The sequence below is a fragment of the Spirillospora sp. NPDC048824 genome (assembly GCF_043198455.1).
Lineage (GTDB): Bacteria > Actinomycetota > Actinomycetes > Streptosporangiales > Streptosporangiaceae > Spirillospora.
Genome location: NZ_JBICUS010000003.1, coordinates 223,534 through 245,408 on the forward strand (window position 1 = coordinate 223,534; position 21,875 = coordinate 245,408).

22 protein-coding genes are annotated in these 21,875 nt (G+C 72.5%); 8 read left to right on the forward strand and 14 right to left on the reverse strand.

The window, feature by feature from the left end; translation table 11 throughout:
- Window positions 1–47 precede the first annotated feature (47 nt).
- Entirely contained in the window at window positions 48–1,739 is a 1,692-nt protein-coding gene (locus ACGFIS_RS07450; protein WP_392909117.1) for a CocE/NonD family hydrolase, read from the forward strand.
- A gap of 43 nt (window positions 1,740–1,782) precedes the next feature.
- Here the strand turns inward: ACGFIS_RS07450 and hisF are convergent, their stop codons facing one another.
- From hisF to ACGFIS_RS07490, 8 genes are all read right to left on the reverse strand, one after another.
- On the reverse strand, window positions 1,783–2,544 hold the full coding sequence (hisF, locus tag ACGFIS_RS07455; protein ID WP_392909119.1) for an imidazole glycerol phosphate synthase subunit HisF: 762 nt from the start codon (window positions 2,542–2,544) through the stop codon (window positions 1,783–1,785).
- On the reverse strand, window positions 2,541–3,260 hold the full coding sequence (gene priA / locus ACGFIS_RS07460) for a bifunctional 1-(5-phosphoribosyl)-5-((5-phosphoribosylamino)methylideneamino)imidazole-4-carboxamide isomerase/phosphoribosylanthranilate isomerase PriA (protein ID WP_392909122.1): 720 nt from the start codon (window positions 3,258–3,260) through the stop codon (window positions 2,541–2,543). Before priA ends, hisF begins: the two co-directional genes overlap by 4 nt.
- 47 nt (window positions 3,261–3,307) lie before the next feature.
- Window positions 3,308–3,949 carry an imidazole glycerol phosphate synthase subunit HisH gene (gene hisH / locus ACGFIS_RS07465; RefSeq protein ID WP_392909124.1) on the reverse strand — a complete coding sequence of 214 codons (642 nt, stop codon included), beginning with the start codon at window positions 3,947–3,949 and terminating at the stop codon, window positions 3,308–3,310.
- Window positions 3,940–4,110, reverse strand: a complete 171-nt coding sequence (locus tag ACGFIS_RS07470) for a hypothetical protein (protein WP_392909126.1) — start codon at window positions 4,108–4,110, stop codon at window positions 3,940–3,942. The genes hisH and ACGFIS_RS07470 overlap by 10 nt, the downstream gene beginning before the upstream one ends.
- 2 nt (window positions 4,111–4,112) lie before the next feature.
- The gene (hisB, locus tag ACGFIS_RS07475) at window positions 4,113–4,706 is read right to left on the reverse strand and encodes an imidazoleglycerol-phosphate dehydratase HisB (protein WP_358467106.1); all 594 of its coding nucleotides are present in this window, start codon (window positions 4,704–4,706) and stop codon (window positions 4,113–4,115) included.
- Window positions 4,703–5,842, reverse strand: coding sequence for a histidinol-phosphate transaminase (locus tag ACGFIS_RS07480; RefSeq protein ID WP_392909129.1), 1,140 nt, complete (start codon window positions 5,840–5,842; stop codon window positions 4,703–4,705). The genes hisB and ACGFIS_RS07480 overlap by 4 nt, the downstream gene beginning before the upstream one ends.
- On the reverse strand, window positions 5,839–7,146 hold the full coding sequence (hisD, locus tag ACGFIS_RS07485) for a histidinol dehydrogenase (protein ID WP_392909131.1): 1,308 nt from the start codon (window positions 7,144–7,146) through the stop codon (window positions 5,839–5,841). Before hisD ends, ACGFIS_RS07480 begins: the two co-directional genes overlap by 4 nt.
- A 76-nt stretch (window positions 7,147–7,222) precedes the next feature.
- Window positions 7,223–8,053: a PhzF family phenazine biosynthesis protein gene (locus tag ACGFIS_RS07490; protein WP_392969950.1), complete on the reverse strand. Its 831-nt coding sequence runs from the start codon at window positions 8,051–8,053 to the stop codon at window positions 7,223–7,225.
- A 250-nt stretch (window positions 8,054–8,303) separates the two neighbouring features.
- On the opposite strand from ACGFIS_RS07490, the gene ACGFIS_RS07495 reads away from it, so the two are divergent.
- Both ACGFIS_RS07495 and ybaK read left to right on the forward strand, forming a co-directional pair.
- On the forward strand, window positions 8,304–8,966 hold the full coding sequence (locus ACGFIS_RS07495; RefSeq protein WP_392909135.1) for an LON peptidase substrate-binding domain-containing protein: 663 nt from the start codon (window positions 8,304–8,306) through the stop codon (window positions 8,964–8,966).
- A gap of 23 nt (window positions 8,967–8,989) precedes the next feature.
- Entirely contained in the window at window positions 8,990–9,511 is a 522-nt protein-coding gene (ybaK, locus tag ACGFIS_RS07500; protein ID WP_392909137.1) for a Cys-tRNA(Pro) deacylase, read from the forward strand.
- Here the strand turns inward: ybaK and ACGFIS_RS07505 are convergent.
- Window positions 9,395–9,988 carry a hypothetical protein gene (locus ACGFIS_RS07505; RefSeq protein ID WP_392909139.1) on the reverse strand — a complete coding sequence of 198 codons (594 nt, stop codon included), beginning with the start codon at window positions 9,986–9,988 and terminating at the stop codon, window positions 9,395–9,397. The two genes, ybaK and ACGFIS_RS07505, sit on opposite strands and share 117 nt — an antisense overlap.
- A gap of 120 nt (window positions 9,989–10,108) precedes the next feature.
- Here ACGFIS_RS07505 and ACGFIS_RS07510 point away from each other — a divergent pair, with 120 nt between their 5' ends.
- Together ACGFIS_RS07510 and ACGFIS_RS07515 are read left to right on the forward strand one after the other, a co-directional pair.
- Window positions 10,109–10,813, forward strand: coding sequence for a DUF6882 domain-containing protein (locus tag ACGFIS_RS07510; RefSeq protein WP_392909141.1), 705 nt, complete (start codon window positions 10,109–10,111; stop codon window positions 10,811–10,813).
- Between the two features lie 52 nt (window positions 10,814–10,865).
- Window positions 10,866–11,756: an LLM class flavin-dependent oxidoreductase gene (locus tag ACGFIS_RS07515; protein WP_392909143.1), complete on the forward strand. Its 891-nt coding sequence runs from the start codon at window positions 10,866–10,868 to the stop codon at window positions 11,754–11,756.
- 6 nt (window positions 11,757–11,762) lie between these two features.
- Here the strand turns inward: ACGFIS_RS07515 and dnaE are convergent, their stop codons facing one another.
- Window positions 11,763–16,454, reverse strand: coding sequence for a DNA polymerase III subunit alpha (gene dnaE, locus ACGFIS_RS07520; protein ID WP_392909145.1), 4,692 nt, complete (start codon window positions 16,452–16,454; stop codon window positions 11,763–11,765).
- Between the two features lie 125 nt (window positions 16,455–16,579).
- Window positions 16,580–17,431, reverse strand: coding sequence for an AraC family transcriptional regulator (locus ACGFIS_RS07525; protein ID WP_392909147.1), 852 nt, complete (start codon window positions 17,429–17,431; stop codon window positions 16,580–16,582).
- Between the two features lie 276 nt (window positions 17,432–17,707).
- Between ACGFIS_RS07525 and ACGFIS_RS07530 the strand changes: the two genes are divergently transcribed.
- The 3 genes from ACGFIS_RS07530 to ACGFIS_RS07540 are packed head-to-tail and all read left to right on the forward strand — an operon-like array spanning window position 17,708 to window position 19,187.
- Entirely contained in the window at window positions 17,708–18,106 is a 399-nt protein-coding gene (locus tag ACGFIS_RS07530) for a chorismate mutase (protein WP_392909149.1), read from the forward strand.
- A gap of 56 nt (window positions 18,107–18,162) precedes the next feature.
- The gene (locus ACGFIS_RS07535; protein ID WP_392909151.1) at window positions 18,163–18,879 is read left to right on the forward strand and encodes an AzlC family ABC transporter permease; all 717 of its coding nucleotides are present in this window, start codon (window positions 18,163–18,165) and stop codon (window positions 18,877–18,879) included.
- A complete protein-coding gene (locus ACGFIS_RS07540; RefSeq protein ID WP_392909153.1) occupies window positions 18,876–19,187 on the forward strand; it encodes an AzlD domain-containing protein in 312 nt (103 codons plus the stop codon). The genes ACGFIS_RS07535 and ACGFIS_RS07540 overlap by 4 nt, the downstream gene beginning before the upstream one ends.
- A 4-nt stretch (window positions 19,188–19,191) precedes the next feature.
- Here ACGFIS_RS07540 and ACGFIS_RS07545 read toward each other — a convergent pair whose 3' ends face one another.
- The 3 genes from ACGFIS_RS07545 to ACGFIS_RS07555 all read right to left on the reverse strand — a co-directional run bounded on the left by ACGFIS_RS07545 (window position 19,192) and on the right by ACGFIS_RS07555 (window position 21,244).
- Entirely contained in the window at window positions 19,192–20,124 is a 933-nt protein-coding gene (locus ACGFIS_RS07545) for an RluA family pseudouridine synthase (protein ID WP_392909155.1), read from the reverse strand.
- Window positions 20,124–20,771 carry a signal peptidase II gene (lspA, locus tag ACGFIS_RS07550; RefSeq protein WP_392909157.1) on the reverse strand — a complete coding sequence of 216 codons (648 nt, stop codon included), beginning with the start codon at window positions 20,769–20,771 and terminating at the stop codon, window positions 20,124–20,126. Before lspA ends, ACGFIS_RS07545 begins: the two co-directional genes overlap by 1 nt.
- Before the next feature lie 68 nt (window positions 20,772–20,839).
- Window positions 20,840–21,244, reverse strand: a complete 405-nt coding sequence (locus ACGFIS_RS07555; RefSeq protein ID WP_392909271.1) for a TraR/DksA family transcriptional regulator — start codon at window positions 21,242–21,244, stop codon at window positions 20,840–20,842.
- Window positions 21,245–21,875: the final 631 nt, after the last annotated feature.

A 21,875-nucleotide genomic window follows, 5' to 3' on the forward strand; every position in this document is an offset into this window, starting at 1 on the left:
TAGTAGCAACCGACGGCGTGCACGGAGACGGCAGCCTGGGAGACAGCATGGCCCCGTGGGACCGACTGCCCGCACCACCGATCCGGCTCCGCCGCCCCCGCGGATTCGCCCCCTACACCGTCGAGCGCGACCTGCCCGTCACCATGCCGGACGGCGTGACGCTCCTCGCCGACCGGTACGTCCCCAGCGGCGTGCACCGTCCGCCCACGATCCTGGTGCGGACCCCTTACGGGCGGCGCGGCCCGGCGGCGCTGGCCAACGGGCTGCTGTTCGTCCCCTTCGGGTTCCAGCTGGTCGTGCAGAGCGCGCGCGGCACATTCGGTTCGGGCGGCGAGTTCGACCCGCTCGGCAGTGAACGCGACGACGGGCTCGCCACCGTGGAGTGGTTGAAGACGCAGCCGTGGTTCAACGGCACGTTCGCCACCTACGGCGCCAGCTACCTCGGCTACTCCGCGTGGGCGGTCGCGGCCGAGGCGGGACCGGAGCTGAAGGCGATGTCCCTGCAGATCACCGCGTCGTCGTTCCGGGACGCCGCCTACGTCGGCGGGTCGTTCGCACTGGAGTCCACCCTCACCTGGACCGACCTCACGCACCGGCAGAAGCAGCCGTTCGGCCTGCTGACCGCGCCGCTGCTGTCGCGCCGCCGCGCCGTCCGCGCCGCCCGCTCCGGCCGCCCCCTCTCCGAGCTGGACGTGCTGACCGGCGGGGAGCAGATGCGGTTCTACCAGGACGTCCTCGCCAACCACACGGCCGCCGGCGGCTACTGGGACAGCCGCGACTTCAGCGGGACGGTCGGCGGCGTCGAGGCGCCCGTCAGCCTCCTCGGCGGCTGGTACGACGTGTTCCTGCCGTGGCAGCTCAAGGACTACCTCGCGCTGCGCTCCGCCGGGCACGCCCCGTACCTGACCATCGGCCCCTGGTGGCACACCGACGCCCGGCACGGCCTGCCGGCGCTGCGCGAGTCGCTCGCATGGTTCCGCGCCCACCTGCTCGGCGACACTTCCGGGCTGCGCACCGACCCCGTCCGCGTCTACGTGACGGGCGCCGGGGAGTGGCGGCACTACCGCGACTGGCCGCCCCCGGGGATGCGCCAGGCGCGCTGGCACCTGCACGCCGGCCACGGCCTCGGCGAGGACGGCCCGCGGGACGCCCCCGCCAGCACCTACCGGTTCGACCCGGCCCGCCCGACGCCCGCGCTCGGCGGCCCCACCCTGCTCGGCAGCTCCCGCCCGGTCGACCACCGGCCGCTGGAGCGGCGCCCCGACGTCCTGGTGTTCACCTCCCCCGCCCTGGACGACGACCTCGACGTCATCGGCCCGGTCGGCGCCGACCTGTTCGTCCGCTCCGACCGCGAGCACACCGACTTCATCGTCCGGCTCTGCGACGTCGCCCCGGACGGGACGTCCCGCAACGTCTGCGAGGGCGGCCTGCGGCTGCCCGCCGCCGCGGACAAGCCCGTCGGGACCGGCGGCGTCCGCCGCATCGCCGTCGACCTGTGGCCGGCCGGGCACCGGTTCGCACGCGGCCACAAGGTCCGCGTCCACGTCACCAGCGGCGCTCACCCCAAGGTCGCCGCGAACCCCGGCACCGGCGAGCCCCTCGCCACCGCGAGCCGGATGGTCCCGGCCCACCAGGAACTCTTCCACGACCCCGACCACCCGTCGGCGATCATCCTCCCCGTCGTCGAACGCTCCCCCGAAGCGACCGTCCCGGCCCCCGCCGAGGAGGACGCGATCTAGAGGACGCGATCCGGAGGCGCGCCGCGCCCATCAGGGTTTCCGCTCAGCGGACGGGGTGGCCGGCGGTGCGCAGTGCGGTCTTGACCTCGGAGATCTTCAGCTCACCGAAGTGGAAGACGCTGGCGGCCAGGACGGCGTCCGCGCCCGCGTCCACGGCGGGGACGAAATGCTCGACGGCCCCGGCGCCGCCGCTGGCGATCACCGGCACGGTCACCGTCTCCCGGACGCGGCGCAGCATCTCCAGGTCGAAGCCGGCCTTGGTGCCGTCGGCGTCCATGGAGTTCAGCAGGATCTCGCCGACGCCGAGGTCCTGGCCGCGGCGGGCCCACTCGATCGCGTCGATGCCCGTCCCCTTCCGGCCGCCGTGCGTGGTCACCTCGTAGCCCGAGTCCGTCCCGGGCGCGCGGCGGGCGTCCACCGACAGCACGACGCACTGCGACCCGAACCGGAGCGCGGCCTCGCGCAGGAACTCCGGGCGCGCGATCGCGGCCGTGTTGATCGACACCTTGTCGGCGCCCGCGCGCAGCAGCCGGTCGACGTCCTCGACGGTGCGGACGCCGCCGCCGACCGTGAGCGGGATGAACACCTGCTCGGCGGTGCGGCGGACGACGTCGTAGGTCGTGGAGCGGTCGGCGCTGGACGCGGTGATGTCGAGGAACGTCAGCTCGTCGGCGCCTTCGGCGTCGTAGCGGCGGGCCAGCTCGACGGGGTCGCCGGCGTCCCGCAGGTTCTGGAAGTTGACGCCCTTGACCACGCGCCCGGCATCGACGTCCAGGCACGGGATGACCCGCACGGCCACGGTCACTTGACGGCCTCCAGGGCCTCTTCCAGTGTGAACGCCCGCGCGTAGAGCGCCTTGCCGACGATCGCGCCCTCGACGCCGTCTCCGGTCAGTCCAGCGAGGGCGCGCAGGTCGTCGAGCGAGGAGACGCCGCCGGACGCGATGACGGGCTTGTCGGTCCGGGAGCAGACCTCGCGGAGCAGTCCGGTGTTGGGGCCGCGCAGCGTGCCGTCCTTGGTGACGTCGGTGACCACGTAGCGGGGGCAGCCGTCGTCCTCCAGGCGGGCGAGGACGTCCCACAGGTCGCCGCCCTCCCGCGTCCAGCCGCGCGCGGCGAGCGTCGTGCCGCGCACGTCCAGCCCCACCGCGATCTTGTCGCCGTGCGAGGCGATGATCTTCCGGCACCAGGCGGGGTCCTCCAGCGCGGCGGTGCCGATGTTGACCCGGGCGCAGCCGGTGGCGAGGGCGGCCTCCAGCGACGCGTCGTCGCGGATGCCGCCGGACAGCTCCACCCTGACGTCCAGCTTCCCGGTCACCTCGGCGAGCAGCTCCCGGTTGGAGCCGCGGCCGAACGCGGCGTCGAGGTCGACCAGATGGATCCACTCCGCCCCCGCGCGCTGCCACGCCAGCGCCGCCTCCAGCGGGGCGCCGTAGGAGGTCTCGGTGCCGGCCTCGCCCTGGACCAGGCGGACCGCCTGGCCGTCGGCGACGTCGACGGCGGGAAGGAGCGTCAAAGTCATGCGGAAACCTTATCGACGGTGGTGAAAGACGGTGATGAGAGAGGAGCTCAGGACAGGGTGGTGAGCCAGTTGCGGAGGAGGCCGGCTCCCGCGTCGCCGGACTTCTCCGGGTGGAACTGGGTGGCGCACAGCGGGCCGTTCTCGACGGCGGCGACGAAACGGTCGCCGTGCTCGGCCCAGGTGACCAGTGGCGCCTCGATGAGGCCGGTCGGGTCGGGCTCCAGGTCCCAGCGGCGGGCCGCGTAGGAGTGGACGAAGTAGAACCGGGCGTCCTCCAGGCCGCGGAAGAGGGCGGAGCCCCCGGGGACGTCCACGGTGTTCCAGCCCATGTGCGGGACGACCGGGGCTTCGAGCCGGTCGACCGTGCCGGGCCACTCGTCGCAGCCCTCGGTGGTGACGCCGTGCTCGATGCCCTTGGTGAACAGGATCTGCATGCCGACGCAGATGCCGAGGACGGGACGCCCGCCGGCGAGGCGGCGTCCGATGATCTGGTCGCCGCGGACCGAGCGCAGGCCCGCCATGCACGCCGCGAACGCGCCGACGCCGGGCACGACCAGGCCGTCGGCGGCGAGCGCCGCGTCCCAGTCGGCGGTGACGGTCACGTCGGCGCCGGCGCGGGCGACGGCGCGTTCGGCCGAGCGCAGGTTCCCCGACCCGTAGTCGAGGATGACGATGTCCTTCACAGCCATGACACACCCCCGGCGATGGCCAGCCCTGCGAGGACCAGCAGGATCACCGCGCCGATCTTGATGCCCTGTTTGACGAAGCTGTAGACGCCCGCCAGCAGGAACACCGCGACCGCGAAGAGCGCCATGGTGGCGTAGGTGAAGTGCAGGTCACCGATGTCCACGGTTACAGGGCCCCCTTGGTGGACGGGACGCCGTGCACCTTCGGGTCGAACGCCACGGCGTCGCGCAGCGCGCGGGCGAGGGCCTTGAACTGCGCCTCGACGATGTGGTGGGCGTTGCGCCCGTACGGGACGTGGACGTGCAGCGCCACCCGCGCGTTCGACACGAACGACTCGAAGATGTGCCGGGTCATCGTGGTGTCGTACTCGGGGCCGATCATCGGGGCCATGCCGTCCGGCTCGACGTGCACGAGGTAGGGGCGGCCGGACACGTCCACGGTGACCTGCGCGAGCGACTCGTCCAGCGGGATGGACGCGTCGGCGAAGCGGCGGATGCCGGCCTTGTCGCCGAGCGCCTCCCGGAACGCCTGGCCGAGCGCGATGGAGGTGTCCTCGATCGTGTGGTGGCTGTCGATGTGCAGGTCGCCGGTGGTCTTGACGGTCAGGTCGAACGACCCGTGCTTGCCGAGCTGGGCCAGCATGTGGTCGAAGAACCCCACGCCGGTCGCGACGTCGACCTGCCCGGTCCCGTCGAGGTCGATCTCCACGAGGACCTGTGTCTCCTTGGTCCCGCGCTCGACTCGTCCCTTGCGCGTCACAGACTCTCCTCACTTTTTCCGACGAAGTCGGCTCGGGGGGCCGTCCCCCCTCGCGCCTGCGTGAGCGCGGTGCGGAAGGCGGCCATCTCGTCCGGGGTGCCGACGCTGACCCGCAGCCACTCGGGCGGTCCCACCTCCCGGATCAGCACGCCGCGTTCGAGCAGGTTCTCCCAGACCTTCCGGCGGTCGGGGAACGTCCCGAACAGGACGAAGTTGGCGTCGGAGTCGGCCACCCGGAAGCCCTCGGCGCGCAGCCACGCGACCAGGTCGTCGCGTTCGCGGCGCAGCGCCTCGACGCTCCCGAGCAGTTCCTCGCCGTGGGCGAGGGCGGTGCGGGCCACGGCCTGGGTGACGGCCGACAGGTGGTAGGGCAGCCGGACGAGCAGCAGCGCCTCCAGGACGGCGGGGTCGGCGGCCAGGTAGCCGAGCCGGGTCCCGGCCATCGCGAACGCCTTGGACATCGTCCGGGTGACGATCAGCCGCGGGTTGCCGTCCAGCAGCGTCAGCGCGGACGGCGTCTCCCGGCGGCGGAACTCGCCGTAGGCCTCGTCGACGACGACCATGCCGGGCGCGGCCCGCAGGACGGCCTCGATCGCCTCCAGCGGCAGCGCCGTCCCGGTCGGGTTGTTCGGCGAGGTGAGGAACACGACGTCGGGCCGGTGCTCCTCGACGGCCTCGATCGCGCGGGCCGGTTCGATCCCGAAGTCCTCATCGCGGAAGGCGTCGATCCAGCGCGTCCCCGACACCCCGGTGATGATCGGGTGCATCGAGTAGGACGGCTCGAAGCCGAGCGCGGTGCGGCCCGTCCCGCCGAACGCCAGCAGGATCTGCTGGAGGATCTCGTTGGAGCCGTTCGCCGCCCACACCCGCCCGGCGGTGAGGCCGAGGCCGGGCGTGTCGGCGTTCAGGAACGCGGCGAGGTCCTCGCGGAGCGCGACGGCGTCGCGGTCCGGGTAGCGGTTCAGCGTCCCGGCGACGTCCATGACGGCGTCCCCGAGGGCCTTCACCAGCCGGTCGGACGGCGGGTACGGGTTCTCGTTGGTGTTCAGCGCGTACGGGACGTCGATCTGGGGTGCCCCGTAGGGTTCGCGGCCCCGCAGGTCGTCCCGCAGCGGCAGGTCGTCGAGCGAGGTCACGAGGGGATCTCCCAGTCGAAGCGGGCCCTGAGCGCGGCGCCGTGGGCGGGCAGGTCCTCGGCGTCGGCGAGCGCGACCACGCGGGCGGTGGCGCCGGCGAGGGCGCCGCGGTCGTATTCGACGACGTGGACGCCGCGCAGGAACGACTGGACCGACAGCCCGGACGAGTGGCAGGCGCATCCGCCGGTCGGCAGCACGTGGTTGGACCCGGCGAGGTAGTCGCCGAGCGACACGGGCGCGTGCCGCCCCACGAAGATCGCACCGGCGTTGCGGACGCGGGCGGCGACGGCGGAGGCGCCGGCGGTCTGGATCTCCAGGTGCTCGGCGGCGTAGGCGTCCACGACCTTGAGGCCGTCCTCGACGTCGTCGACCAGCACGATGCCGGACTGCCGCCCGGCGAGGGCCTCGGTGATCCGCTCGACGTGCCTGGTGCGGGCGACCTGCGCCTTCAGCTCGGTCTCGACGTCGTCGGCGAGCCGCACCGAGTCCGTGACCAGCACGGCGGCGGCGAGCGTGTCGTGCTCGGCCTGGCTGATCAGGTCGGCGGCGACGTCCACCGGGTCCGCGGTGCCGTCGGCGAGGATCGCGATCTCGGTCGGGCCGGCCTCCGCGTCGATGCCGATCACGCCCTTGAGCAGCCGCTTGGCGGCGGCGACGTACACGTTGCCGGGGCCGGTGACCAGGTCGGCGCGGGGGCACTCCTCGGTGCCGTAGGCGAACATGGCGATCGCCTGCGCGCCGCCGGCGGCGTACACCTCGTCCACGCCGAGGAGCGCGCACGCGGCCAGGATCGCCGGGTGGGGCAGCCCGCCGAAGTCGCGCTGCGCGGGCGAGGTGACGGCGAGGGAGGAGACCCCGGCCTCCTGGGCGGGCACGACGTTCATGACGACGCTGGACGGGTACACGGCCCGGCCGCCCGGCACGTACAGCCCGACGCGCTCGACCGGGATCCAGCGTTCGGTGACGGTGCCGCCCGGCACCACCTGCGTGGTGACGTCGGCGCGGCGCTGAGCGCGGTGGACGAGCCGGGCGCGGCGGATGCTCTCCTCCAGCGCGTCCCGGACGGCGGGGTCGAGTTCGGCGAGGGCCCGGTGGACGGCCTCGACCGGGACCCGGGCGCTCTCCAGATCGACCCCGTCGAAGTTCTTCGTGTGCTCCCGGACCGCCTCCGAGCCACGATGGCGGACGTCCTCACAGATGGGCCGCACCTTGTCCAGGGCGGCCTCGACGTCGAAGTCGGCGCGGGGCAGCACGGAGCGCAGATCGCCGGGCAGCGAACCGCGCAGGTCGATACGGGAAATCACGCGTCCAGTCTACGGAGTGCCCTCCACCCCTCGCGCACCGTCTCAGGTGCCGAGACGGGCGCGTCGCGCACGGCGGTCACGCCCGCAGTTCGCCGCCCAGGACGGTGACGGCCGAGCCGGACAGCACGACGCGGTCACCGCGCACGGCGACACCGACGTACCCGCCCCGGGCCGACGCCTGGAAGCCGGTCATGGTGTCGCGGCCGAGGCGTCGCGCCCAGTAGGGGGCGAGGGCGCAGTGCGCCGAGCCGGTGACGGGGTCCTCGCCGTCGCCGGGCAGGACGCGCGGGGCGAAGAACCGGGACACGAAGTCGTGATCGTCCCCCTGGGCGGCCGGCGCCGTGACAATCACGCCGCGGGCGTCGATCCGGGCGACCGCCGGGATGTCGGGGGTGAGCCCGCGGACGGCCGCCTCGTCGGCGACTTCGGCGAGCAGGTCGTTCTGCGTGTTGCGTCCGGCGGCCCTCACCTCGGCGCCGAGCGCCTCGGTGAGCCCCTCGGGGACGTCGACCGGCTCGGGCGAGCAGGCGGGGAAGTCCATCGACAGGGTTCCGCCGCCGTCCCCGCCCCCGTCCCCGTCCCCGGTGACGGTCAGGACACCGCTCTTGAGCGTCCGGAAGCGGATCGGCTCGCCCGGCGCGACGGTCCCGGTGGAGTAGAGGGCGTGCGCGGAGGCCAGGGTGGCGTGCCCGCACAGCGCGACCTCCGCCATCGGCGTGAACCAGCGCAGTCCGAACTCCGCCTCGGCATCGTCGAGGGGCCGGACGAAAGCGGTCTCGGAGTGCTTCATCTCGGCGGCGACCCGCTGCATCCACGCGGGATCGGCGGCGTCCTGGAGCAGGCACACCGCGGCCGGGTTGCCGGCGAACGGGCGGGCGGTGAAGGCGTCGACGACGAGCATCCTCATGACGTCCGACGCTACCGGCAGGCCCGGGCGGGACGGCAGGGCCGATCGGAGGAAATGGCCTGCCGCCCGGCCACGCCGCCCCGGGCGGTGTCCGCCGCGGTGACCGCCGTGATGACCGCCGTGATGACCGCCGTGATGACATCCGCTTCACACTGTGAAGAACCGGACCTTACCAAGATCATCAAGGAGCACGTACGCTGGCGTACGAGGGCGTTCCCCCGGCGGCGCCCAGGAGCGTGGGAGAAAGAGTGTGACCGAGAGGCTCGCCCTGTTCCCCCTGGGCACCGTGCTGTTCCCCGGCCTGGTGCTCCCCCTGCACCTGTTCGAGGACCGCTACCGGCGGCTGATCGGCGACCTCCTGGAACTGCCCGAACCCCGCGGCTTCGGCGTGGTCGGCATCGAACTCGGCCACGAGGTCGGCGAAAGCGCGGCGCACCGGCTCGCCGAGGTCGGCTGCGTCGCCGAACTGCGCGAGGCGACCCGGCACCCGGACGGGCGGTACGACATCGTGACGGTCGGCGCCCGGCGGTTCCGGCTGAAGGAACTGGACCGGTCCCGGCCGTACCTGCAGGGCGAGGTGGAGTACCTCCCCGAGGAGCCGGGGGCCGACCCGGGGCCCGTCGCGCTGCGCGTCCGCCGGCTGTACCGGCTGTACCGGCACCGGCTGGGCGCCGCCGGAGCCGGGCCGTTCGACGAGGCCGAACCGCCCGACGACCCGGTGGCGATGTCGTACGCGATCGCGGCGTCGCTCGTCCTGGACGGCCACGACAAGCAGCGGCTGCTGGAGTGCGAGGACGCCGCGCTGCGCCTGGGGGCCGAACGCGAACTGCTGGCCAGGGAGAACCGCATCCTGGACGTGCTCCCGATGATCCCCGCCGGGCAGTTCCTCGACGGGTCGTTCCACCCCAACTGAGACGATCACGGCAGACTGCGTCCATGAGCACAGCGAAGGCGAAGGGCGGCACGGGCAAGGGCGGCAAGGGCGGCGCGGGCACGCCGGCGACCGTCGCCGCCACCCAGGCGAAGATCGAGTTCACGCTGCACGCCTACGAGGCCGACCCGGACGCCGGGTCCTACGGGGAGGCCGCGGCCGACGCCCTCGGCATCCCGCACGGGCGGATCTTCAAGACGCTGCTCGCCGACGTCGACGGGCGGCTGACCGTCGGCGTCGTCCCGGTGTCGGCGACCCTCGACCTGAAGGCCCTCGCCGCCGCGGCGGGCGGCAAGAAGGCGCGGATGGCCGACCCGCGCGACGCCGAACGCGCCACCGGCTACGTCGTCGGCGGGATCAGCCCGCTCGGGCAGCGCCGGACGCTGCCGACCGTGATCGACGCGTCGGTGTCAGCGCTCCCGTCCGTCTACGTCTCGGCCGGCCGGCGCGGACTGCAGATCGAGCTCGCGCCCGCCGACCTCGTCCGCCTCACCGGCGCCTCGCTCGCCGCGATAGCCCGCGGGTAGCCGCCGGACGATCACCTCCAGCATCCCGTACAGGACGACCGCGGGCAGCGCCCAGAACACCAGGACGCCCTTCGCCCGCAGGTCGGCGACCCCGGTCACGGTGGTGCCGTCGCGCGCGGTGCGGACCGCGTCCTGGAACTCCGCCAGGCCGATCAGATGACCGGTCTGCCAGGCGAGGACGGCCGCGGCGGAGCCGCCCACGGCCAGCCCGAGCAGCAGCGGGACGTCGTTGCGGCGGCCGCCCGCCAGATACGCGGCGGCGCCGCACAGCAGGCCGGCGGCGAGGGCGATGACGGCGAACCCGGCGTCGAGGCCGATCGGCCCCTGCCCTTCCGGATCGGCGAGCAGCGGCTCACCCTGGACGATCACATAGGTCACCTCGGGGGCCGTGCCGGCCCACAACAGCCCCGCGAGCGGCCCGAGGAACGTCACGACGGCGGCGGTCACCGCCCCCGACGTCCACGGCCTCGTCGCCAAGAACCTCCCGGCGGGTCCCCGCACCTCGTACGCTCCTAGTGTGAGTCCTCTGACAGCGAAAGCCTAGCCTGCCCGATTCCGGCCCCCGATCGCCTCGACTACTGGGATAATGTGCCCGACATGTCCGGATTCAGTCCCGCGTTCGAACGCCTCGGCGCCGCGCTGGCGGCCGTCGTCCTGCAGCAGCAGGAGACGCTCGCCGAGTTCCTGCCGCGCGAGGACTGGAGCGCCGACCTGACCGCCCGCACCTATGCCAGCGGCGGGGTCGCCGTCCGGGTCTCGCTCCTCGGCAGCTACGCCGCCCGCGAGCGCACCTGGCTGTGGGGATGGGCGAACCCGCAGTTCGGCGACGCGCACCCCGCCGTCGTCCCGACGCTGGTCATCCGGACGCTCGGCGAGCGGCTCGGCATCCCCGAGTTCACCACCCCCGAGGTCGACCTGTCCTGGTACGAGGGGCCGGCCGGGCACGGCGGCGAGCTGATCGCGATGGCCGCCGGCGGCGTCCTCGGCGGCGGCGGGTACATCGGCGCCGGCTACGACGGCGGCTCGGCCTACCTGCACGTCGACGACCCGCAGGCGCCGCCCGCCCGGTGGGACCCGGTCCCGCTCCCCCGGCTGCTGGCCAACGCGGCGGGCCTGTTCCCGCACGAGCCGCGGCTGACGCTCGCCGGGTTCCTGTCCCACCACCGCGTCCCGTTCCGGCAGAGCGACGTCCTGACCGAGGTGCTCCTCCCCGGCGGCGGCACGGCCCGCGCCCGGTTCGACGGCCTCGGCCGCTTCGTCAAGTGGGAGGCCGAACTGAGCCCCGTCCCACTCGGCACCTGACCCGGTAGCGTTACTGATTCGGCCCCGGCGCCGGCCTCGGTAGCGTCGGCCCATGACCTACCGATTCGGCATCCAGCTCAACCCGTCCGCCTCCGGACTCGGCGATGTCCGCGCCCTCGCCCGGCTCGCCGACGCCGACGGCCTCGACCTGCTCGGCGTGCAGGACCACCCCTACGCCGCCGGCCTCGCCGACACGGTCACGCTGATGGCGGCCGTCCTCGCCGAGACCGAGCGGCTGCGGGTGTTCCCGGACGTGGCGAGCCTGCCGCTGCGGGGACCCGCCGTCCTCGCCAAGCAGGCCGCCACGCTCGACCTGCTCAGCGGCGGGCGGTTCGAGCTCGCGCTCGGCGCCGGCGCGTTCTGGCCCGCGATCACCGCGATGGGCGGCCCGCACCGCACGGCCGGGCAGGCGCTGCGGGCGCTGGAGGAGGCCATCGAGATCATCCGCGCCATGTGGCGGCCCGGCGAGACCGTCAAGATCACCGGAGAGCACTACACGGTGAAGGGCCTCCACGCGGGCCCCGCCCCGGCGCACCCGATCGGCATCTGGATCGGCAGCGTCGGCCCCAAGGCGCTCGCGCTCACCGGACGCCTCGGCGACGGGTGGGCCGCGCCGATCCCGCACTACCTCCCGTACGAGAAGTGGCGCGAATCCCAGGACGTCATCACCCGCGCCGCCGAGGACGCCGGCCGCGACCCGTCCGCCATCACCCGCATCGCCCAGCTCGTCGGCGACGTCACGGACTCGCCCGGCACCGTCCGGCTCAAGGGCGAGGAACCGATCCGCACCGACGCCGCCGGGTGGGCCCGCGTCCTCGCCGGTCTCGCCACCGACACCGGGTTCGACACGTTCGTCTACTGGCCCGAGACCGCCGACGAGACCCAGCTCCTCCGCTGGACCCGCGAGGTGATCCCCGCGACCCGCGCCCTCCTGGGCGCCTGACGCGGATCAGCCCAGGCAGGACGGGCCGAGGAGCTGCTTCAGGTCGCCCATCAGCGCCGGGGACGGCGCCACGCGCAGCCTGTCGTCCAGCCGGACGACCGTGGTACGCGGCCCGTTCTGCAGGTGCAGGTGCACCTCCGCGGTTCCCGGATGGGTGATCAGCACCTCTTTCAGCCGCGACACCGTCGGCGGCGTGCAGCGGCCGAGCGGCAGCGTGACCGAGAGCGGGCCGGTCGCGTCGGTGACCGACAGGTCCGGCTGGGCCACCTCCATCGCGATGATCTTGGCGACGTCCTCGCGGCGGTCCAGCTTCCCCTTGACGATCAGGATCGCGTCCTCGGCCAGCAGGGTGGAGCACAGCTGGTAGGACGACGGGAAGCACAGCACCTCGATAGACCCGCCGAGGTCCTCCAGCTGGAACATCGCCCACGAGTTGCCCTGCTTGGTGACCTTGCGCTGGAGACCGGACAGCAGGCCGGCCACGACCACGATCTGGCCGTCCGGGCGCTCGCCCCCGTTCAGGACCGCGATCGTGCAGTCGGCCTCGCGCTCCAGGATGTGCTCGACGCCGAGGAGCGGATGGTCGGACACGTACAGGCCGAGCATCTCCCGCTCGAACGCCAGGAGGGTCGTCTTGTCCCACTCCTCGCCCTCGGGGATCGTGACGGCGAACGCGTCGTCGCCGCCGTCGTCCTCCAGCGCCCCGAAGAGGGAGTCCTGGCCGACGGCCTCCTTGCGCTTGATGTCGATGACGGAGTCGATGGCCTGCTCGTGCACCATCAGCAGCGCCTTGCGCTCGTGGCCCAGCTCGTCGAACGCGCCCGCCTTGATCAGCGACTCCACGACCCGCTTGTTGCAGACGATCGGCGGGACCTTGTTGAGGAAGTCGTTGAAGTCGGCGTAGGCGCCCTTCTCCTTGCGGGCCGCGACGATCCCGTCCACCACGTTGTGGCCGACGTTGCGGACGGCCGACAGCCCGAAGCGGATCTCGGTGTCGCCGAGCGGGGTGAAGTCGGCCTCGGAGGTGTTGACGTCCGGCGGCAGGACCTTCAGGCCCATCCGGCGGCACTCGCTCAGGTAGAGGGCGCTCTTGTCCTTGTCGTCGCCGACGGACGTGAGCAGGCCCGCCATGTACTCGGCCGGATAGTTCGCCTTGAGGTAGGCCGTCCAGTAGGAGACGAGCCCGTACGCGGCGGAGTGCGCCTTGTTGAACGCGTAGTCGGAGAAGGGGACGAGGATGTCCCACAGGGTCTTGACGGCCTGCTTGGAGAAGCCGTTGTCGACCATGCCCTGCTCGAAGCCGACGAACTGGGCGTCCAGCTCCGCCTTCTTCTTCTTGCCCATGACGCGGCGGAGCAGGTCCGCTTTGCCGAGCGTGTAGCCCGCCACCTTCTGCGCGATCGCCATGACCTGCTCCTGATAGACGATCAGGCCGTAGGTCGTGTCGAGGATCTCCCTGAGCGGCTCCTCCAGCTCCGGATGGATCGGCGTGATCTCCTGCTGGCCGTTCTTGCGCAGCGCGTAGTTGGTGTGGGAGTTCGCCCCCATCGGGCCCGGCCGGTACAGGGCGCCGACGGCGGAGATGTCCTCGAAGTTGTCCGGCTTCATCAGCCGCAGCAGCGAGCGCATCGGGCCGCCGTCGAACTGGAACACGCCCAGGGTGTCGCCGCGCGCGAGCAGGTCATAGGTCGGCTGGTCGTCCAGCGGGAGGTCGAGCAGGTCGACGTCGACGCCCTTGTTCTTCTTGATCCCCTTGAGCGCGTCGTCGATGATCGTCAGGTTCCGCAGGCCCAGGAAGTCCATCTTCAGCAGGCCGAGCGTCTCGCAGGTCGGGTAGTCGAACTGCGTGATGATGGCGCCGTCGGCGTCCCTGCGCATGATCGGGATGTGGTCGGTGATCGACTCACCGGACATGATGACCCCGGCCGCGTGCACGCCGGTCTGCCGGATCAGCCCCTCCAGGCCCTGCGCCAGATCCATGATCTGCTTGACGTCGGTCTCTTCCTCGTACAGCTTGCGCAGCTCGCCGGCCTCGCCGTAGCGGGGGTGCTTGTCGTCGAAGATGCCCGACAGCGGGATGTCCTTGCCCATCACGGCGGGCGGGAACGCCTTGGAGATCCGGTCGCCGAGCGCGTACGGGAAGCCGAGGACGCGGCCCGCGTCCTTGATGGCGGCCTTCGCCTTGATGGTGCCGAACGTGGCGATGAACGAGACCTTGTCCGCACCCCACTTCTCCGTCGTGTACCTGATGACCTCGGCGCGCCGGTCTTCAGGGAAGTCGATGTCGATGTCGGGCATGGACGCGCGCTCGGGATTCAGGAACCGCTCGAAGATCAGCCCGTGCGGGATCGGGTCGAGGTCGGTGATGCCCATCGCGTACGCGATCAGCGAACCGGCGGCGCTGCCCCGCCCCGGGCCGACCAGGATGCCGTTCTCCTTGGCCCAGTTGATGAAGTCGGCGACGACGAGGAAGTAGGACGGGTAGCCCTTGCCGAGAATGACGCCCATCTCGTACTCGGCCTGCTCCCGGTACCCGTCCGGCAGGCCGTCGGGGAAGCGTCGCTCCAGGCCCTTCCAGACCTCCTTGCGGAACCAGCTCTCCTCCGTCTCGCCCTCGGGGACCGGAAAGCGGGGGCTGAGGTCCTGGTACTCGAACATGCCCGCCGGGTCGACCCGCTCGGCGACCATGAGCGTGTTCCGGCAGCCCTCGGCCCAGATGTCGGACGAGTCGATGGCGCGCATCTCGTCGGCCGTCTTGATGTAGTAGCCGCTGCCGTTGAAGCGGAACCGGTCCGGATCGGCGAGCTGCTTGCCGACCTGGACGCACAGCAGCGCGTCGTGCGCGGTGGCCTCCGACTCGTGCGTGTAGTGCGAGTCGTTGGTGACCACCGGCGGGATGCCCAGTTTCTTGCCGATGTCGATCAGGCCCTGCCGGACCTGCCTCTCGATGTCGAGGCCGTGGTCCATGAGTTCCAGGAAGTAGTTGTCCTTGCCGAGGATGTCCTGGAACGTCGCCGCGGCCTTGAGCGCCTCGTCGAACTGGCCGAGCCTCAGCCGGGTCTGGACCTTGCCGGACGGGCAGCCCGTGGTCGCCATCAGGCCGTCCGCGTGCTCGGCGAGCAGCTCCTCGTCCATGCGGGCGTACTTGAAGACGAAACCCTCGGTGTAGGCGCGGCTGGACAGCTTGAACAGGTTGTGCAGGCCCGTCCTGTTCCGCGCCCACAGCGTCTTGTGGTTGATCAGCCCGCCGCCGGAGACGTCGTCCCGCTTCTGGCTCGGTTCCCCCCACTGGACCTTCTTCTTGTGGAACCGCGACTCCGGGGCCATGTAGGCCTCGCAGTTGTGCAGGATGAAGTCCGAGACGTAGGAATTGTCCTCCTCCACCTCGAAGTTGAAGACCTCGCACTCGAGCTCGATCGATTCCACATGCCGGATCGGCCGGTACAGGTACTCGTCATCCTCAAGAGTGCGCGCGTACACACGCTCGGGGTGATAGGAGACCTGGTACCAGCGGTAGTCCCGGTCACTCCTGCCCTGGGGGAAGTCGCCCTTCTCCGTGCCGCTGGACACGGTGCTCCAATGCCCTCTGTCGGCCAGGAGTGCGCGCATGCCCCAGGCCAGCGACCGTGAGGCGACCTTGAGGTCCCTGCGGCCGACGGTGTTGGAAGCCGGTCGCGGGGAGCGACCGTCACCGTCGAGAAATCCTTCGAGGAAGCCCTCCCGGACCTCGGCCGGCCCACTGAGCACGCACTGAGGCACCCGTTTGCCGCGAGCTCCCCGACCGACCAGCTCGTTCAAGACCAAGGCCAGCGGGACGCAGCAGGCATTGATCTCCTGAGAGCCCTTCTCCGGACGGTGGTACGTCTGGGTCGGAATCTCAAAGCGCCGGAGCAGACGGCGCCAGCGATCGGCGAGTTCCCGCTCAGCCTGATTGAGCGTGATGCCGATCCCGCCGGTCAGTTCGCCATCCCGGCTCTGCAGGTGCCCCTCCGCCGCGTAGAGGCCGAGCAGGTAGCCGAAGTCCCGGTCCAGCGGGATCCGGCCGGGCAGCGCCGGCCAGGACTTTTTCGCCCGGTGGCCCGCCGGGTACGAGCGCTCGACACCACCGGCCGGGCCTTCGGTGAAGTCGGCGGGCAGCACCGACAGGATGTCGAAGATCTGCTGTTCACCGGCGAGCTTGGGAAGGCAGGCCCATGAGTTCCACGCATGTACGCCGCCTCCGGCGGTACGGCGGCCGGATGTGATGTCCCCGGGTTTCTTCCAGTCCACCAGGCCGTCCGGTGTACGGACCAGGACCGGATGCTCTTCGGTGAGGGTCAGAGTACGGCCGTACCTGCACGCCAGCTCGATCGTGTACGCCCTGCCGGAGTAAGGCCGCCGCATGGTCCGCAGCACACGCCGGAAACGACCACGGTGGGTGAGAACCAGATCGCCTTCCCGGACGTCCTCCACGTGCTTGATGCCCTCGGCGGTGAGGATCTCCTGGCCGGCCAGAAGGCAACCGATGATGGGAGTGACCCCCGCGGCCATGGCGTGCTTGTGGAACTCATACGCGCCGTGCATGTTGCCGTGGTCGGTCATGGCGATCGCGGGCATCTCCTGCCGGCCGACCTCTTCGAACATCTGGTTCAGGCGAGCGGCTCCGTCGAGCATGGAGTACTCCGTATGAACATGCAGGTGAACGAAAGAATCCGGCATGCCTGCTGCGCCTCCTGCTCGTCGCATGCGACCGCGCACGTGCCTCGCCGGCACGTGTGCGTGATCGGTCCCGGGGGAAGATCGCCGACCCGGCCGGGGCACCGGGACGACGCGGTGCTGAGAGCCTAACCCGCTTCGCGGGGCCCCCGCGCGCCGACGCGCCCAATCCCGCGGGCACTACGGTAGGCGCCCGGGGGAACACCGAAAGTGCGCTTGAAGTGGCGGGTCAGATGGGCCTGGTCGGCGAATCCCGTGCCCGCCGCGACGTCGGCCGGAGGCAGCCCCTCGTCCAGCAGGGCCCGCGCCCTTCGCACCCGCACCTGGTTGAGGTAGGCGTGCGGCGGCAGGCCGACGGTGTCGCGGAAGGCCCGCAGCAGCGCGAACGGGCGGACCCCGACCGCCTCGGCCAGCCGCTCCAGCGACGGCGGGCCGACGAGGTTCGCGTGCAGGATGTCGCGGGCCTCGCGGACGGCGGCCGGCATTCCGGTGGACGTGCCGTCCGGCCGGACGCGCGCGTGCCGGGTCAGCAGGCCGGCCAGGGCCGTCCTCAGCAGGGTGGACGCCGCCAGCGCGTCCCCCTTCTCCCCCGCCCGGTGCACGGCGCGCAGCAGGCCGGCGGCGGCCGGGTCGTCCAGGACGGGTCCGGCGAACGCGGGCGTACCGGGCCGCGCGCCCAGATCGGCGGCCATCTCGGCCACGACGCCGACCGGCGGGTACATCACGCGGTACGCCCAGCCGTCCGGTGTGCCCGCGTGGCCGCCGTGGACGACGCCGGGATTGACGACCACGAGCGAGCCGGCCCCGGCGCGCTCGACGCCGCTGCCGTGCTCGAACTCCTCCACGCCCGCGTCGATCACGCCGAACACGTAGCCGTCGTGGGTGTGCCGGTTGAACCGGTGCGTCACGAAGCGGGCCCGCAGCAGGTCGACCTCGGGCAGTGCCGGATGCCGGTAGTGGTGTGCGACCTCTGCCCCCATATCGGACATGGTATTCGTCTCAGCGGGCGAGACGATCTGTCCAGGGTTTGACGCGCGGGCGCCGCCGCCGCATACCATCGGAATCGTGGAACGTCGTCGCCATCCCAGGTTTACGCAGCCGGCTCCGGGTGAGCCGGTCGCCGTGACCTGAGCGACGACCCCGGAGCCGGCCAAGGCGGAGCCCGTCCAGGGCTCTGCCTTTTCTGTTGATCGGAAGCGGCCCCGGGCACGGACTCCCCCTTGCGCGGACGGCCGCCGCACGAGAGGGAGCCCCGAATGCACGACCAGGTCATCGATCCCGCCGAGCACGACGCGGCCTGCCCGGCGTGCGGCCCGTCCGGAGTGCCCCGCACCCCGGAGCCGGGCGTCCCGGAGCTGCGCGTTCCGCTGCCGTCCGCGGCGGCCGTCACCACGCTCGGCGAGGCCAGGGTCGCGATCGACGGCCTCGACGCCGCCCTCGCCACGCTGCTGGAACACCGCGCCGCGGTCGCCGCCGCCGTCCAGCGGCTCAAGCCGGTCGGCGGCTTCGCCGGACGCGATGCCGGCCGTGAGCGGCGGATCGTCGAGGCGATGGCGGCGCGTGCCCCGTCCCTCGGCCCGGACCGGCTCACCCGCATCATGAACGCGGTCATCGAGGCCGGGCTCGACGCCGCCGAAGCCCGGCGGCCGTCTTGACGCGGCCGCAAGAACGTTCAAGAACGCGCGGCGGGCGGGGTCCTACCGTCGGCGGCATGAGCGTTACCGAGACCAGGGCCGGCGCCGGGGAGGCCGCACCGGACGACGAGGCCCGGAAGGCCGCCGTGCGGGACGGGCTGGGCGTGGGCATCGCCGTCGGCGTGTCCGGGCTCGCGTTCGGGGCGGCGGCGGTCACGGCGGGACTCACCGTCGCGCAGGCGTGCGTGCTGAGCCTGCTCGCGTTCACCGGGGCGTCCCAGTTCGCGCTGGCAGGAGTGATCGGCGGGGGCGGCGGGCTGGTCGCCGGGTCGCTCGGCGCGGTGCTGCTCGGCGGCCGCAACGCCCTGTACGGGATGCGGCTCGCGGACATGCTCGGCGTCCGGGGCGGGCGCCGCCTGCTCACCGCGCACGTCATCATCGACGAGACCACCGCCGTCGCGACCGCGCAGCGCGGACGGGCGGCCGCCCGCGCCGGGTTCTACACCACGGCGATCAGCCTCTACCTGGCCTGGAACACCACCACGCTCCTGGGCGCGGCGGGTGCGGCACGGCTGGGCGACCCCGAGGTCGTCGGCCTGGACGTCCTCGGGCCCGCGGCGTTCCTGGCGCTGCTGTGGCCCAGGCTCTCCGCGGGACGGCGGGAGGTGCGGGTCGCGGTGGCCGCCGCGGCGATCGCGCTCGCCACGACTCCGCTGCTGCCGCCCGGCGTGCCGGTCATGCTGGCCGCCGCCGCCGCGCTGCCCGCCCTGATCAGGCGGACGGAGACGACGTGAACGTGTGGATCGCGGTGGTCGCCACCGGGCTCGGCTGCTACGCGCTCAAGCTCGCCGGGCTCCTCACGCCGCAGCGGGTCCTGGACGGCCCCCGGGTGCGCCGGTTCACCGAACTCGTCCCCGTGGCGCTGCTGACCGCGCTGATCGCCGTGCAGGCGCTCGCCGACGGCAAGGCCCTGGAGTTCGACGCCGCCCGCATGGCGGGCCTGGGCGCGGCCGTCGCCGCGCTCCTGCTGCGGCTCCCGTTCCTGGTGGTCCTGATCGTGGCCGCCGGCGTCGCCGCCGGGCTGCGCCTGCTCGGCCTCTGACCGCTCAGGACTCCGCTTCGACGATCTCCAGGGCGCGGGCCAGGTCGTCCGGGTACGGGCTCTCGAACTCCACCCGCTCACCGGTCGTGGGGTGCTCGAAGCCCAGCCGGGCGGCGTGCAGCCACTGCCGTTTCAGGCCGAGACGCGCCGCCAGGGTCGGGTCCGCGCCGTACGCCATGTCGCCCACGCAGGGATGGCGGATCGCGGCCATGTGCACCCGGATCTGGTGTGTCCGGCCCGTCTCCAGGTCGATGTCGAGCAGCGTGGCCGCCCGGAACGCCTCGACGGTGTCGTAGTGCGTCACCGACGGCTTGCCGCCCCCCACGACCGCGAACCGGCCGTCGCCCGACGGATGCCGGTCGATGGGCGCGTCGACCGTCCCGCGGAACGGGTCCGGGTGGCCTTGCACGAGCGCCTGGTAACGCTTGTCGACACGGCGTTCCTTGAACGCGCGTTTCAGCCGCGAGTACGCGACCTCGCTCTTGGCCACGGCCATCGCGCCCGTGGTGTTGGCGTCCAGGCGGTGCACGATGCCCTGCCGCTCGGACGCGCCGCTGGTCGCGATCGTGTGCCCGGCCCCCAGCAGCCCGCCGAGGACGGTCGGGCCCGTCCAGCCGGTGGTCGGGTGCGCGGCGACGCCGACCGGCTTGTTCACCACGACGATGTCGTCGTCCTCGTACAGGACGGCCATGCCGGGGACGGGCTCGGCGACCGGCGCGGGCGGTGCGGGCGGCGGCGGGAGCGTGACCTCCAGCCAGGCGCCCGCGTGCAGCCGCTCGGACTTGGTGGCCACCTCGGCGCCGTCCAGCAGGACGTCCCCGGCGGCGATCATGTCGGCGGCGCTGCCCCGCGACAGCCCGAACAGCCGCGCCAGCGCCGCGTCGACCCGCTCCCCCTCCAGCCCGTCCGGGACATGGAGGCTGCGCACCTCGCCCATCAGGCCTTCTCCTCCGGCGCCGCGGCGGTGGCGCCGTCTGACGCGGGCCTCTCGGGCTCGTGCACGGGCTCGGGCTCGTGCACGGGCTCGTGTACGGACTCGGCCTCGCCGCCGGGCTCGGGCTCGGGCTCGGGCTCGCGGGGATCCGGGGGCCCGGGCTCCCCGGCGTCGCCCTCGTGTTTGCCGGGCAGGCGCGTCCCGTCGATCTGGAGCCCGCGCGCCGCCAGCAGGACGGCCAGGACGCCGCCGCAGACGATCGACGAGTCGGCCAGGTTGAACACCGGGAAGTTCGGTACCTGGATCCAGTCGACGACATGGCCCTTCAGCGGCGCCGGGGCCCGCAGCAGCCGGTCGATGAGGTTGCCGACCGCGCCGCCGAGCAGCAGGCCCAGGCAGATCGCCCAGGGCAGGCTCCGAAGGTTGCGGGCGGTGCGCAGGATCGCGACCACCACACCGATGGCGATCAGGGTGAAGACGATCGTGTAGCCGGTGCCGATGGAGAAGGCGGCGCCGCTGTTGCGGGTCTCGCGCAGGGTCAGCAGCCCGCCGAGCAGCCGGATCGGCTCGCGGTCCTGCAGCGCCGCCACCACGATGATCTTGGACACGATGTCGGCGGTGAGCGCGGTCAGCGCCACGGCGATCAGCACGCCGACGCGGCGCGGCCGAGGAGATCCCGTGGATTCCCCGGCCCCGCCCTCTGGGTTCGTTGAGTCGCTCAGCGACGTTCCTCGCGTTGTTTGCATGTCACACACAGGGTCGCACGCGGGAAGACCTGGAGCCGCGCCTTGCCGATCGGCCTGGTGCAGGACTCGCAGATTCCGTACGTGCCGCCGTCCATCCGCTGGACGGCCCGCTCGATCTGGGCGAGCAGGTCCTGAGAATTGTAGGACAGCGCGAGCTCGTGTTCGCGCTCGTAGGTCTTGGCGCCCGCGTCGGCCTGGTCGTCGCCGGCGCCGTCGCTGCTGTCGCCCTCGGCGATCTGGCTCGCCGACGCGGCGATCTCGCCGCGCAGCGCCTCGATCTGCTCCTGCAGGCCGGCCCGCACCTCGGCGAGCTCACCGGGCGTCCACTGGTGCTCCCCCTCGCGGACCGGCAGCTCCGCCGCCTTCGCCGGGGACAGGCCGTCCACCGCCGCGGCGCCGTTCCCGCCCGCCTTCCCGGGCTTGGCGGAGACGCGTCCGGACGCCGCCCCGCCCGGTTTCGCGGCCGGGGACCGCCTCGTGCCCCGGCGCTTCTTGCCGGCGGGCGACTTCTCCGGGGCCGGCCTCTCCGGAGACGGCTTCTCATCGGGCAGCGTCTCGTCGGGCTTGGTGCCCCTCTTCGCGCCGGCCATATCGGCCCCCCTCGCGCTGATCGCCTCGACGGGCAGTGCGGGCAGCATAAGTCCCCTTTCTCGGACGCGGCAAACGACCTCGGCTGCGTTACCGACGCCTTATGCCCCGTCGTCGATCGCCTGGAAACCCCAGGTCGCCGCACGAGATCGCAAAGGAACGGAACCCGCCCCCCCGGCGGCCGCCCGGCGGGAAAACGGGAAGAGGGCGCGTCCCGCGTGCGTTAGAGTCTGGACGAGCAGTCGTATCGGCAGGCGCTGATGGGGACACCTGCCGCCGCACGCAGCCATGAGCGACCCGGGGACGGTGCGAGCCCGGGGGCGAGCCCGGCGGTCTGATCACCCCGGAGCCGCCGGAGGAACCGTCCCGGACGTCCGTCCGCGGGCCCAGTAGACCCGGCAGCCGAGACTCGAACGAAGC

Excerpts from the sequence above, each read along its gene's own strand:
- ACGFIS_RS07450 (WP_392909117.1), top strand. The coding sequence starts at position 48 with ATGGCCCCGTGGGACCGACTGCCCGCACCACCGATCCGGCTCCGCCGC.
- priA (WP_392909122.1), bottom strand. The coding sequence starts at position 3,260 with ATGACTTTGACGCTCCTTCCCGCCGTCGACGTCGCCGACGGCCAGGCG.
- hisH (WP_392909124.1), bottom strand. The coding sequence starts at position 3,949 with ATGGCTGTGAAGGACATCGTCATCCTCGACTACGGGTCGGGGAACCTG.
- ACGFIS_RS07490 (WP_392969950.1), bottom strand. The coding sequence starts at position 8,053 with ATGAGGATGCTCGTCGTCGACGCCTTCACCGCCCGCCCGTTCGCCGGC.
- ybaK (WP_392909137.1), top strand. The coding sequence starts at position 8,990 with ATGAGCACAGCGAAGGCGAAGGGCGGCACGGGCAAGGGCGGCAAGGGC.
- ACGFIS_RS07510 (WP_392909141.1), top strand. The coding sequence starts at position 10,109 with ATGTCCGGATTCAGTCCCGCGTTCGAACGCCTCGGCGCCGCGCTGGCG.
- ACGFIS_RS07515 (WP_392909143.1), top strand. The coding sequence starts at position 10,866 with ATGACCTACCGATTCGGCATCCAGCTCAACCCGTCCGCCTCCGGACTC.
- dnaE (WP_392909145.1), bottom strand. The coding sequence starts at position 16,454 with ATGCCGGATTCTTTCGTTCACCTGCATGTTCATACGGAGTACTCCATG.
- ACGFIS_RS07525 (WP_392909147.1), bottom strand. The coding sequence starts at position 17,431 with ATGGGGGCAGAGGTCGCACACCACTACCGGCATCCGGCACTGCCCGAG.
- ACGFIS_RS07530 (WP_392909149.1), top strand. The coding sequence starts at position 17,708 with ATGCACGACCAGGTCATCGATCCCGCCGAGCACGACGCGGCCTGCCCG.
- ACGFIS_RS07535 (WP_392909151.1), top strand. The coding sequence starts at position 18,163 with ATGAGCGTTACCGAGACCAGGGCCGGCGCCGGGGAGGCCGCACCGGAC.
- ACGFIS_RS07545 (WP_392909155.1), bottom strand. The coding sequence starts at position 20,124 with ATGGGCGAGGTGCGCAGCCTCCATGTCCCGGACGGGCTGGAGGGGGAG.